This window comes from Streptomyces sp. NPDC005925, assembly GCF_040638805.1.
GTDB lineage: Bacteria > Actinomycetota > Actinomycetes > Streptomycetales > Streptomycetaceae > Streptomyces.
On the sequence record NZ_JBEXVL010000025.1, the window covers coordinates 66,815 to 78,360 of the forward strand.

13 protein-coding genes are annotated in these 11,546 nt (G+C 71.6%); 9 read left to right on the plus strand and 4 right to left on the minus strand.

Going from position 1 to position 11,546, the window contains the following annotated elements:
• Positions 1 to 4: 4 nt before the first annotated feature.
• Positions 5 to 1,324 (minus strand): D-arabinono-1,4-lactone oxidase, encoded by a 1,320-nt coding sequence (locus ABZ354_RS23350; protein WP_358659710.1) that lies wholly within the window; start codon positions 1,322 to 1,324, stop codon positions 5 to 7.
• Positions 1,284 to 2,522, minus strand: a complete 1,239-nt coding sequence (locus tag ABZ354_RS23355; protein ID WP_358659712.1) for an MFS transporter — start codon at positions 2,520 to 2,522, stop codon at positions 1,284 to 1,286. The genes ABZ354_RS23350 and ABZ354_RS23355 overlap by 41 nt, the downstream gene beginning before the upstream one ends.
• Positions 2,523 to 2,677: 155 nt before the next feature.
• On the opposite strand from ABZ354_RS23355, the gene ABZ354_RS23360 reads away from it, so the two are divergent.
• Entirely contained in the window at positions 2,678 to 3,805 is a 1,128-nt protein-coding gene (locus ABZ354_RS23360) for a ferrochelatase (protein WP_358659713.1), read from the plus strand.
• Positions 3,806 to 3,813: 8 nt separating this feature from the next.
• On the plus strand, positions 3,814 to 4,629 hold the full coding sequence (locus ABZ354_RS23365; protein ID WP_358659715.1) for an inositol monophosphatase family protein: 816 nt from the start codon (positions 3,814 to 3,816) through the stop codon (positions 4,627 to 4,629).
• Between the two features lie 60 nt (positions 4,630 to 4,689).
• Here ABZ354_RS23365 and ABZ354_RS23370 read toward each other — a convergent pair whose 3' ends face one another.
• Positions 4,690 to 4,863 carry a hypothetical protein gene (locus ABZ354_RS23370; RefSeq protein ID WP_358659717.1) on the minus strand — a complete coding sequence of 58 codons (174 nt, stop codon included), beginning with the start codon at positions 4,861 to 4,863 and terminating at the stop codon, positions 4,690 to 4,692.
• 425 nt (positions 4,864 to 5,288) lie between these two features.
• Here ABZ354_RS23370 and ABZ354_RS23375 point away from each other — a divergent pair, with 425 nt between their 5' ends.
• From ABZ354_RS23375 to ABZ354_RS23390, 4 genes are all read left to right on the plus strand, one after another.
• The gene (locus ABZ354_RS23375; protein WP_358659719.1) at positions 5,289 to 5,942 is read left to right on the plus strand and encodes a response regulator transcription factor; all 654 of its coding nucleotides are present in this window, start codon (positions 5,289 to 5,291) and stop codon (positions 5,940 to 5,942) included.
• A 6-nt stretch (positions 5,943 to 5,948) separates the two neighbouring features.
• On the plus strand, positions 5,949 to 7,181 hold the full coding sequence (locus tag ABZ354_RS23380) for a HAMP domain-containing sensor histidine kinase (RefSeq protein WP_358659721.1): 1,233 nt from the start codon (positions 5,949 to 5,951) through the stop codon (positions 7,179 to 7,181).
• Positions 7,182 to 7,575: 394 nt separating this feature from the next.
• A complete protein-coding gene (locus tag ABZ354_RS23385) occupies positions 7,576 to 7,872 on the plus strand; it encodes a DUF4193 domain-containing protein (RefSeq protein WP_003993510.1) in 297 nt (98 codons plus the stop codon).
• Positions 7,873 to 7,885: 13 nt separating this feature from the next.
• Positions 7,886 to 8,809, plus strand: a complete 924-nt coding sequence (locus tag ABZ354_RS23390) for a hypothetical protein (protein ID WP_358659723.1) — start codon at positions 7,886 to 7,888, stop codon at positions 8,807 to 8,809.
• Between the two features lie 186 nt (positions 8,810 to 8,995).
• On the opposite strand, the gene ABZ354_RS23395 is transcribed toward ABZ354_RS23390, so the two are convergent.
• Positions 8,996 to 9,469, minus strand: a complete 474-nt coding sequence (locus ABZ354_RS23395) for a DUF3093 domain-containing protein (protein WP_358659725.1) — start codon at positions 9,467 to 9,469, stop codon at positions 8,996 to 8,998.
• 58 nt (positions 9,470 to 9,527) lie between these two features.
• On the opposite strand from ABZ354_RS23395, the gene ABZ354_RS23400 reads away from it, so the two are divergent.
• Genes ABZ354_RS23400 through ABZ354_RS23410 form a run of 3 tightly spaced genes read left to right on the plus strand, consistent with a single transcriptional unit; the run spans position 9,528 to position 11,426 of the window.
• Entirely contained in the window at positions 9,528 to 10,112 is a 585-nt protein-coding gene (locus tag ABZ354_RS23400) for a PaaI family thioesterase (RefSeq protein ID WP_358659727.1), read from the plus strand.
• The gene (dut, locus tag ABZ354_RS23405; protein WP_358659729.1) at positions 10,109 to 10,660 is read left to right on the plus strand and encodes a dUTP diphosphatase; all 552 of its coding nucleotides are present in this window, start codon (positions 10,109 to 10,111) and stop codon (positions 10,658 to 10,660) included. Before ABZ354_RS23400 ends, dut begins: the two co-directional genes overlap by 4 nt.
• A 1-nt stretch (position 10,661) precedes the next feature.
• Positions 10,662 to 11,426, plus strand: a complete 765-nt coding sequence (locus ABZ354_RS23410) for a DUF3710 domain-containing protein (protein ID WP_358659730.1) — start codon at positions 10,662 to 10,664, stop codon at positions 11,424 to 11,426.
• The last annotated feature ends 120 nt before the right edge of the window (positions 11,427 to 11,546 follow it).

The following is an 11,546-nucleotide window of genomic DNA, read 5'->3' on the forward strand; positions in this document are numbered from 1 at the left end:
CGGGCTACGACCCCAGGACCCTGCGCAGATAGTCGTTCTGGAACACCCGGTCCGGGTCGAGACGGTCCCGCAGTGTCGTGAACTCGGCGAAACGCGGGTACAGCCGTGCCATGTACTCGGCGTCCCGGGTGTGCACCTTGCCCCAGTGTGGCCGGCCCTCGTGCGCGGCGAAGATCCGCTCGGCCAGGGTGAAGTACGACTGATACGGCGTCCCCTTGAACATGTGCACGGCGACGTAGGCACTGTCGCGGCCCGACGCCGTGGACAGCGGGATGTCGTCGGCCGGGGCGGTGCGCACCTCGACGGGGAAGCTGATGCGCAGGCCGGAGCGGTCGATCGCGGTCTTCAGCTCGCGGAGCACCCGGGTGACCGCCACGCGCGGGACGGCGTACTCCATCTCCACGAAGCGCACCCGGCGCGGAGAGGTGAACACCTTGTAGGGGATGTCGGTGTAGGTGCGGGCCGACCAGGCGCGGCTCGCGGCCTTCGCGATCGCGGGCACCGTGGCCGGAATCGCGCGGCCGAGGAGATTGGCCGTCTGCCAGACACCGTTGGAGAGGAACTCCTCCTCGATCCAGGCGCCGACGCGGCCGACGGGCTGCTCCGGGCCCATGCTGCGGTTGTTGCGCTTGGTGTGGCAGCGCTCGGTGTGCGGGAACCAGTAGAACTCGAAGTGTTCGTTCTCGGTCCACAGTTGATCGAAGTCGGCCAGGACCTTCCCGAGGGGCATCGGCTCCTCGCGGGCCGTGAGCAGGAAGACCGGCTCCACCCGGAAGGTGATCGCGCTGACGACGCCCAGTGCGCCCAAGCCGATGCGGGCCGCCGCGAAGACCTCCGGGTTCTCCTCGGCGGAGCAGGTCAGTACCGAGCCGTCGGCGGTGACCAGTTCCAGGGCGGTGATCTGAGCGGCGATGGACGCGGAGTCGCGGCCGGTCCCGTGGGTGCCGGTGCTGGTGGCGCCGGACACCGTCTGCTCCATGATGTCGCCCATGTTGGCCAGTGACAGGCCCTCGCGCGCCAGTGCCCTGTTGAGGCGCTCGAGCGGGGTGCCGGCCTCCACCGTGACCGTCATGGTGTCGCGGTCGATGGTGCGTATGCCCGTCAACAGGTGAGGGCGTATCAGCAGGCCGTCGGTGGCGGCTATGGAGGTGAAGGAGTGCCCGGTCCCGACGGCCTTCACACGCAGCCCGTCCCCGGCGGCCCGCCGTACGGCCTCGGCCAGTTCCCCGACCGAGGCCGGGGCGGCCTCCCGGGCGGGACGGGCCGAGACGTTGCCGCCCCAGTTACGCCACGTGCCGTTCTTCCCGCTCGCTGTGCTGCCCAACGGAGCCTCCCCGATCCGGAGCCGGCTGCCCGAGCCGGCCGTACCCGACGAACCCGACCACCATCGCGACGGCCCCGGCCGCCACCGGGACCCCGTACCCGGCACGCGCTCCCGCCTCGTCGATCACCCAGCCGCCCGCGGAGGAGCCGAGTGCGACTCCGGCCGCGAGCCCGGTGCTCACCCAGGTCATGCCCTCGGTGAGCTGCGCGCGCGGTACGTGCTCTTCGAGGAGGGACATCGTCGTGATCATCGTGGGAGCGACGGACAGACCCGCAACGAACAGCGCCACGGCCAGGAACGGCAGGTTCCCGACCAGTAGGAGGGGGATCATACTCACGGCCGTCGCGCACACGCCCAGCAGCCAGCGGCGCTCGGGCGCCCCCGCGAAGCGCATCAGACCGAACACCACGCCCGCCGCGCAGGAGCCCGTCGCGTACAGCGCCAGGACGACGCTCGCCGCGCCCTTGTGCCCCTGCTCCTCGGCGAAAGCCACCGTGACCACGTCGACCGCGCCGAAGATCGCCCCGGTCGCCACGAACGTGCCGACCAGCACCCGGAGACCCTGCGAACGCAGCGCCGTGCCGCCGCCCCCGGTCTCGCGCGGGTGCGGCACCGGCTCGGTGGCACGCTGCGCGGTCAGCCAGAACACGCCGACCGCGAGGAAGCAGGCGGCGAGCAGCGGCCCCGCCTCCGGGAACCATGCCGTGCACAGCCCGATGGAGATGACCGGGCCGACGATGAAGCAGACCTCGTCCACCACGGACTCGAAGGAGTACGCGGTGTGCAACTGCGGGGTGCCCCGGTACAGGGCGGCCCAGCGGGCCCGGACCATCGCGCCGACGCTCGGCACGCAGCCCACGCCGACGCAGCACACGTACAGCGTCCAGTCGGGCCAGTGGTGGTGCGCGGCCAGGAGGAGGGCCGCCGCGGCGGTGAGCGACACCAGGGTCGCCGGGCGCAGCACCCGCCGCTGGCCGTGCCGGTCCACCAGACGCGACACCTGCGGGCCCGCCACCGCCGCCGACAGCGCGATGGTGGCCGACAGCGCGCCCGCCAGGCCGTACCGTCCGGTGAGCTGGGAGATCATCGTGACCACGCCGATGCCCATCATCGACACCGGGATCCGGCCGAGGAACCCCGCGGTGGAGAAACCCCTGGAGCCGGGGGCGGCGAACAGGGCGCGGTAAGGACTGGGCAACGATGTCTCCGAGAGGCCTCAGTAAGGCACGAGAGCAGTCGACACAGCTTACGGGGCAGGTGGCCCCGACACGTGCCGCTTTCCGGCGGACCGCGCGGCGCGCACGCGGCGCCCGCCGTTTCCCGGCTGTCAGTGCCGGGTGGCAGGATCGACTCATGCCAGACGTGCGCGATGCCAGCCCCTACGACGCCCTGCTCCTGCTCTCGTTCGGCGGCCCCGAGGGACCCGACGACGTGGTGCCGTTCCTGGAGAACGTGACGCGCGGGCGCGGCATCCCGAAGGAACGCCTGAAGGAAGTGGGGCAGCACTACTTCCTGTTCGGCGGGGTCAGCCCGATCAACGACCAGAACCGCGCCCTGCTGGACGCCCTGCGCAAGGACTTCGCGGACCACGGCCTGGACCTGCCCGTCTACTGGGGCAACCGCAACTGGGCGCCCTACCTGACGGACACACTGCGCGACATGGTCCGCGACGGCCGCCGCCGCATCCTGGTACTGGCCACCAGCGCGTACGCGTCGTACTCGGGCTGCCGGCAGTACCGCGAGAACCTCGCCGACGCGCTCGCCACCCTCGAGGACGAGGGCCTGGAGCTGCCGAAGGCCGACAAGCTGCGGCACTACTTCAACCACCCGGGCTTCGTCGAGCCCATGGCGGAGGGCGTGCTGCGCTCCCTGGCCGACCTGCCCGACGACGTCCGCGACGGCGCCCACATCGCGTTCACCACGCATTCCATCCCGCTCTCGGCGGCCGACACCTCCGGCACGGTCGAGGAGCGCGGCGACGGCGGCGCGTACGTCAGACAGCACCTCGACGTCGCGCAGCTGATCGCCGACGCCGTCCGGGGGCGCACCGGCGTCGACCATCCCTGGCAGCTCGTCTACCAGTCCCGCTCCGGCGCCCCGCACATCCCCTGGCTCGAGCCCGACATCTGCGACCATCTCGAGGAGCGGCACGCGGCCGGCGTTCCGGCCGTCGTCATGGCCCCCATCGGCTTCGTCTCCGACCACATGGAGGTGCTCTACGACCTCGACACGGAGGCCAAGGCCAAGGCGGAGGAGCTCGGTCTGCCCGTGCGCCGCTCGGCGACCGTCGGCGCCGACCCCCGGTTCGCCGCCGCCGTCCGCGACCTCGTCCTGGAGCGGGCCGCCGTCGAGAGCGGCGGCGACGTCACACCCTGTGCCCTGGGCGCGCTCGGCCCCAGCCACCACCTGTGCCCGGTCGGCTGCTGTCCGGCCCGCGCCCCCCGGCCCGCCGCGGCGGGCGCCGACAGCCCCTACGCCTGAGGAGCCCCGTGATCGACCCCCTGCACTCGGAACTGCTCGCGATCGCGCTGGAGGCCGCCCGCCGTGCGGGGGACCTGCTGCGTGACGGGCGCCCGGCCGACCTCGCGGTGGCGGCCACCAAGTCGAGCCCCATCGACGTCGTCACCGAGATGGACATCGCGGCGGAGAAGCTGATCACGACCCTGGTCGCCGACCGCCGTCCGCACGACGGTTACCTCGGCGAGGAGGGCGCCCTCACGGAGGGCACGAGCGGCGTCCGCTGGGTCGTCGACCCGCTGGACGGCACGGTCAACTACCTCTACGGCCTGCCCACCTGGTCGGTGTCCGTCGCCGCCGAGCAGGACGGCGAGACCGTCGTCGGCGTCGTCGTGGCCCCGATGCGCGGCGAGACCTTCCACGCGGTGCGGGGCCGGGGTGCCTGGGCGTCCGGCGCGTGGGCGGGGGAGCGCAGGCTCGCCTGCCGCCCCGCACCGCCGCTGGACCAGGCCCTGGTCTCCACCGGCTTCAACTACGTCACCGACGTCCGCGCCCACCAGGCCGAGGTGGCCGCGAAGCTGATCCCGCAGCTGCGCGACATCCGGCGCGGCGGCTCGGCGGCGGTCGACCTGTGCGACCTGGCCGCGGGCCGCCTCGACGGCTACTACGAGCGCGGACTCAACGCCTGGGACTGGGCCGCCGGCGACCTGATCGCCCGGGAGGCGGGCGCGCTCACCGGCGGCCGCCCCGCGGAACGCCCCTCACGGGACCTGACGGTCGCGGGCACGCCCGGCGTCTTCGAACCCCTCCAGCAGCTCCTGGAGGACTACGGCGCCTGGCACGACTGACAGCGACGCGACGGTGCCCCGGCGAACCGCCGGGGCACCGTCGCGTACGAACTCGCCGGATCAGACGCTGTAGGCGCCGACCTCCACACCGTGCTCGGCAGCGAGACGGCGCAGGTCGTCGAGTTCTCCCTGCTCCACCTCGACGAGGAAGTCGTCGCCCTCGTCACGAGCCCGGGAGAGGTCCGACTCGGTGGCCCTTATACGCTGCAGAAGTCCTGCGGTGAAAGCGTCCATGCTGCGCCCCCTCGTCCTGGGTCGTGGGTCGGTGGCACGGGGGTGTGCCTGTACGGAGGGACGATCACGTCTCCAGCGGATGCCCAGCGCCGCTCGGCCGGGGCGGCGACGGTGCCGGACACCCACGCCCGCCCTGCGGAAAGCGGATCATTCGTACCGCCTGGTCGTGCGGTACGAGCAGAGGGTGATCGCGGGGTGTAAAGCCGTCCTCCCCTCGGTCCCCGCCGTGGAAACCTCAACAAGGCGAAAAATCTCGCATTCCCGTTCTCCTTCCCACCCCGGCCGAGCCGCCGCCGTCCGTCCGCCTTACAGCCGACTTACGGCCGAAAAGGGCAGGATGGAGGCACCACACACGACAAGCCCCCTGCCCCCGCATGCCCGGGATCCCCCCCCCGCGCGGGCAGACACCAGGAAGGACCAGCGACGTGCGCGTACTCGTCGTCGAGGACGAGCAACTGCTCGCCGATGCGGTGGCCACCGGACTGCGCCGGGAGGCCATGGCCGTCGACGTCGTGTACGACGGCGCGGCGGCCCTGGAGCGCATCGGCGTCAACGACTACGACGTGGTGGTCCTGGACCGCGACCTCCCGCTCGTGCACGGCGACGACGTCTGCCGCCGCATCGTGGAGCTCGGCATGCCCGTCCGCGTGCTGATGCTCACCGCGTCCGGCGACGTCAGCGACCGTGTCGAGGGCCTGGAGATCGGCGCCGACGACTACCTGCCCAAGCCCTTCGCCTTCAGCGAGCTCATCGCACGCGTCCGCGCCCTCGGCCGGCGCACCGGCCTGCCCCTGCCGCCGGTCCTGGAGCGCGCCGGCATCAAGCTCGACCCCAACCGCCGCGAGGTCTTCCGCGACGGCAGGGAGATCCAGCTCGCGCCCAAGGAGTTCGCCGTCCTGGAGGTCCTGATGCGCAGCGAGGGCACCGTCGTCTCCGCCGAGCAGCTCCTGGAGAAGGCCTGGGACGAGAACACCGACCCGTTCACCAACGTCGTGCGGGTGACCGTGATGACCCTGCGCCGCAAGCTGGGCGAGCCGCCCGTCATCGTCACGGTGCCCGGCTCCGGCTACCGGATCTGACGCCCGATGGCCGCCACCCCCACACCCCCCGCCGCTCCCCCCAGGCCCACCTGGGACCCGCACAAGCCCGTGCCGCCCTTCCCGTGGCTGCGCCCGACCATCCGCATACGTCTCACGCTGCTGTACGGCGGCATGTTCCTGATCGCCGGCATCCTGCTGCTGTCGATCATCTACCTGCTGGCCGCCCAGGCCCTCAACGTCGGCAGTGACCTGCCCTTCAGGATCGTCGAGGGCAAGGTCACCAGCGAGATGTGCAACCTGCCGGACCAGGCCTCGCCCAGCACGTTCAACAGCGCCATGAACGAGTGCGTCAACGAACAGCGCCGGCACGCGCTGGACAACCTCCTCAGCCGCTCCCTGCTGGCCCTCCTCGGCCTCGCCGTGATCGCCTTCGCCTTCGGCTACGCGATGGCGGGCCGCGTCCTGTCGCCGCTCGGCCGGATCACCCGCACGGCGCGCGCGGTCGCCGGCTCGGACCTCTCCCGCCGGATCGAGCTGGACGGCCCGGACGACGAGCTGAAGGAGCTCGCCGACACCTTCGACGACATGCTGGAGCGGCTCCAGCGGGCCTTCACCGCCCAGCAGCGCTTCGTCGGCAACGCCTCCCACGAGCTGCGCACCCCGCTCGCGATCAACCGCACGCTGCTGGAAGTGCACCTGTCCGACCCGAACGCCCCGGTGGAGCTCCAGCAGCTCGGCAAGACGCTGCTGGCCACCAACGAGCGCAGCGAGCAGCTCGTGGAGGGCCTGCTGCTGCTCGCCCGCAGCGACAACCAGATCATCGAGAGAAAGGCCGTGGACCTCGCCGAGGTGGCCTCGCAGGCCATCGACCAGGTGCACGGAGAGGCGGACTCCAAGGGCGTGGAGATCCGCGGGAAGCGTGAGCCCGCCGTGGTGCAGGGCAACGGCGTCCTGCTGGAGAGGATCGCCCTGAACCTCGTCCAGAACGCCGTGCGGTACAACGTGCCGGAGGAGGGCTGGGTGGAGGTGACCACCGAGATCCAGCACGGCCAGGCGGTGCTGGTGGTGTCCAACACGGGCCCGGTCGTGCCGGCGTACGAGGTCGACAATCTTTTCGAACCGTTCCGACGGCTGCGCACCGAGCGCACGGGTAGTGACAAGGGCGTCGGGCTCGGCCTGTCCATCGTCCGGTCGGTGGCCCGCGCGCACGGCGGCTACATCTGTGCCCAGCCCCGGGAAGGAGGGGGACTCGTGATGCGTGTCGCGCTGCCCGTCTGAGATCATGACCCCGGCACAGGGGGATGTTCGCTTTGCGCGGAATTTTCGACGGTGCCACCCGGGATACCCGTGTGTGATCGATCACAAGGGCGATTTCCGGGTTATCCACTCTCCGTGATCATGCCGGGCGCGGGAAAGCCGGGAAAATCCTGGTTTCCGGTGGTCCCGGTCACGGGAAGTACACGGGGGGATGCCTTTGAGGTGCGGCATCCGGACCGTGTACGGTCCCCTTCGCCATCCAAGCCGATCACTCTTGAGGGGTCCGGTTGGGTGTCGATTGAGTAACAGACCTTGATGTGAGGCAAAATCTCCGCCTCGGGTCGGGCACAAGTCCGGCCTCTCACGCGTTACGTGCGCTGGAGACACCGCAGACACCCAGAGGGGGAGAGCGACCATGGCAACCGACTACGACACTCCACGCAAGACCGACGACGATGTCGACTCGGACAGCCTCGAAGAGCTGAAGGCTCGACGGAACGACAAGTCGGCCTCCGCAGTCGACGTCGACGAGTTCGAGGCGGCAGAGGGCCTCGAGCTCCCCGGCGCCGACCTCTCGAACGAGGAACTGGCAGTCCGTGTGCTGCCCAAGCAGCAGGACGAGTTCACCTGCATGAGCTGCTTCCTGGTGCACCACCGCAGCCAGCTGGCCCGCGAGAAGAACGGTCAGCCGATCTGCCGCGACTGCGACTGAGGACGGGTCGGCCGTGACTGGCTCGACCCCTCCCTGGAAGCGCCGCTTCACCAAGAGGGAGACCTCGAGGGAGGCGGACTACGGGCCGGACGGCCCGATCGGCGCGCGTGACGACGAGCGAGGCCCCACCGCCGCGGCGGCGGCCTCGCTCGAACCCACGGGAGACCGGGGTGACCTCCCGGCGACCCCGGACAGCGCCGGCACCCCACCCGCCGTGCGGCGGCGGGCGTCGATCCGGGACGGCGCCAGAGCAGGCGTACGCAAGAGCGGCGACGCGGCCCGCGCGGGGCTCACGTATCTCGCCGACCGGATCATCGACATCGCCCCGCGCGTTCCGGTGCGGGACCTGGCGACGCTCCGCAACCAGTTCCCCGGTCTCGGTCCTGAGCAGATCGCCGACCGGCTCGTGGCCGGCGCCGCCAGGGCGAGCGCCACGGTCGGTGCGGGCGTCGGAGCGGCGGCCGTGCTCCCCGTGCCGCCCGCGATGCCGACCGAACTCGCCGCCGAGATCACCGGCGTCGCGGCGATCGAACTGAAGCTGATCGCCGAACTCCACGAGGTGTACGGCCGACGACCGCCCGGCAATCTCGGACAGCGCTCCACCGCCTACCTGACCTCCTGGTCGGGCGAACGCGGCGTCGACGTGACGAAGCCGTCCACCCTGAGCGCCACGCTGAACGGTCCCCTCAAGTTGCAGCTGCGGCAGCAGATCATGAAGCGCCTCGTGCGTGACCTGCCGAACCTGCTGCCCTTCATGGTGGGTGCCGCCGTCGGCGCGGTCATCAACCGCAGGGACACCCGCAAGATCGCCGCCCGGATCAGAGCCAGTCTGCGCGAGCACCAAGTGCCGTGGGAGTCCCTCGGTGACCTGCCCGCCATCGAGCCCCCGCCGGACGCCCTGGACATGAAGAAGGGCCCGAAGGAATCTGGGCCCTGAGAGCGGCCGACGCCGGCCTCTGCCGCACCGGGTCTCCCGGCACCATCGCCGTATCGCCGTATCGCCGTATCGCCGTATCGCCGTATCGCCGTATCGCCGTATCGCCGTACCGCCGTACCGCCGTACCGCCGTACCGCCGTACCGCCGTGCCGGCGCCGCGGCAGTCGGCGGGCGGTCAGCGGGAGATCAACTGCCGTCCCGCGCCGCCGCCTTCGCCGTCCGCAGCGCCTGAGCGAGCCGCTCCGGCTCCCGCGTCGACAGGTACAGGTACGGCGTCGGATCCTCGGGGTCGGTGACCTCCACGCGCAGTGCCGTCGGGATGTACGACCGCAGCAGCAGGAAGGCCCGTACGTCCGCCTTGTAGGTGCGCCAGGCGAGCGCCTCCTGCGCGTCCAGCACCTCGCTCTCGCCCAGCGCCGACACCGGCACGCGCGCCTCGCCCGCGATCAGGGCGTCCCCCACGACCCGGATACGCACCGAGCCGTACGCGCTGGTGACGACCGCCGCGACCGCCGTGCCGCCGGCCAGTCCGCCGAGCATCGGCAGCGTGCCGAACATCAGCAGCACCAGAGCCAGCGACACCCCCACGAGCACGGAGATCAACCACCAGGAGCGGGGGGCGGTGAGACGTTCTTCGTACGGGGGCGCGGAGAGCTGCATGAAACCAAGCTTGGCACGGTGTCCGGCGAGCACGGACTCGCGGGTAAGGTCTGCGCCTGTGAGTGGTACTTCCGCAGCTCTTCAGCCCCCCGCCGACGCGGCGCGTCCCGTACGGCACCCCGACGCCCCCGCCCCCGGTGAACTCCTCGGGGCCCACTACGGCCAGTGTTTCGGCTGTGGCGGCGAGCAGCCCCACGGACTGCACCTGCAGGCCCGGGCCGGCGAAGGCGTGTCCGTCACCGCCGAGTTCACCGTGCAGGCCGCCCACCAGGGCGCCCCCGGGCTCGCGCACGGCGGAGTGCTGGCCGCCGCCCTGGACGAGACCCTCGGTTCCCTGAACTGGCTGCTGCGCACCATCGCCGTGACCGGCCGTCTGGAGACCGACTTCGTGCGCCCCGTGCCGGTCGGCACGACACTGCATCTGACGGCCGAGGCGACCGCGGTGGCCGGGCGGAAGATCTACTCGAGGGCCACCGGCCGGATCGGCGGCCCCGACGGTCCTGTCGCCGTCCGCGCGGACGGACTGTTCGTCGAGGTCAAGGTCGAGCACTTCACCGACAACGGCCGCGAGGAAGAGATCCGGGCCGCCATGAGCGACCCCGACCAGGTCCGCAGGGCCCGAGCCTTCGAGGTGAACCCGTGAGCCGCCCCGGGCTCGAGGTGCCGGTCCGCCGCGTCGACCCCGACGTACCGCTGCCCTCGTACGCGCATCCCGGTGACGCCGGGGCCGATCTGCGGACCACCGAGGCGTGCGTGCTCGCGCCCGGCGAGCGGGCCGTGCTGCCCACGGGGGTGTCCGTGGCGCTCCCCGAGGGGTACGCGGCCTTCGTGCACCCGCGTTCCGGACTTGCCGCACGCTGCGGTGTGGCACTGGTGAATGCCCCAGGGACGGTTGATGCCGGGTACCGTGGGGAGATCAAGGTGATCGTAGTGAATCTCGACCCGCGCGAGTGTGTGCGGTTCGAGCGCTTCGACCGGATTGCCCAACTGGTTGTCCAGCAGGTCGAGAGGGTCCGCTTCCAGGAGGTCGCGGAACTTCCCGATTCGGCGCGGGCCGAGGGGGGCTTCGGGTCCACCGGGGGCCACGCCTCGGTGGGCGGCGAGTGCGGCACAGACGGTCAGGCCGCCCTGGGCGGCCAGGCGGGTGGCCATCGATACGCTTCGGTCGTATCCGACCGGGAAGGACAGTGACGTGTTCGGACGTCGCAAGAAGAGGGATGCCGCCGAGGGCGCGGCCGGCGAGGCCGAGCAGGTCGTCGACAGCGTCGACACCGAGGCGGACGAAGAGACCGTGCGCGAGCGCGTGAGACTGGAGCCGGAGCCCCGGCCCGACGGGCCCTGGGACATCTCCGAGGTCCGTGAGCCGGCCGAGGGCCGGGTCGACCTGGGCGGCATGTTCGTGCCCGGCGTCGACGGCATGGAGCTGCGGGTGGAGGTGGCCGGCGACGCGATCGTCGCGGCGACCGTCGTCCTGCGCGACAGCGCCATCCAGCTGCAGGCCTTCGCCGCCCCCAAGCGCGAGGGCATCTGGGGCGAGGTCCGCGACGAGATCGCGGGCGGCATCACCCAGCAGGGCGGCATCATCGACGAGGTCGAGGGCCCGCTGGGCTGGGAGCTGCGTGCCCAGGTGCCCGTACAGCTGCCCGACGGCACCGGCGGTTTCCAGGTCGTGCGGTTCGTCGGTGTGGACGGCCCGCGCTGGTTCCTGCGCGGCGTGATCTCAGGTCAGGGCGCGGTGCAGCCGCAGGCCGCCGGGCTGTTGGAGTCGATCTTCCGGGACACGGTCGTGGTCCGCGGCGAGGGGCCGATGGCCCCGCGTGACCCGATCGTCCTGAAGCTGCCCAACGACGCCCAGATGGTTCCCGAGGGCGTCCAGCAGGACGAGCAGGCCGGCTCCCGGTTCTCCGGCGGCATGGGCCAGCTGCAGCGCGGCCCGGAGATCACCGAGGTCCGCTAGGGCCTGTCGTTCGGGTCACCCCGGCGTCGCGGGGTCCGGCACGCACGTCTGCCGCGTTGTCGTCGGTTGCCAACGCTCCGCGTTGACGCCCTCCTCCGCCTTGCAGCCGCACGCACCAGA

What these genes read in the sequence shown, in the direction of transcription:
- ABZ354_RS23360 (WP_358659713.1), top strand. Translation starts at nt 2,678, where the DNA reads ATGCCAGACGTGCGCGATGCCAGCCCCTACGACGCCCTGCTCCTGCTC.
- ABZ354_RS23370 (WP_358659717.1), bottom strand. Translation starts at nt 4,863, where the DNA reads ATGGACGCTTTCACCGCAGGACTTCTGCAGCGTATAAGGGCCACCGAG.
- ABZ354_RS23380 (WP_358659721.1), top strand. Translation starts at nt 5,949, where the DNA reads ATGGCCGCCACCCCCACACCCCCCGCCGCTCCCCCCAGGCCCACCTGG.
- ABZ354_RS23385 (WP_003993510.1), top strand. Translation starts at nt 7,576, where the DNA reads ATGGCAACCGACTACGACACTCCACGCAAGACCGACGACGATGTCGAC.
- ABZ354_RS23395 (WP_358659725.1), bottom strand. Translation starts at nt 9,469, where the DNA reads ATGCAGCTCTCCGCGCCCCCGTACGAAGAACGTCTCACCGCCCCCCGC.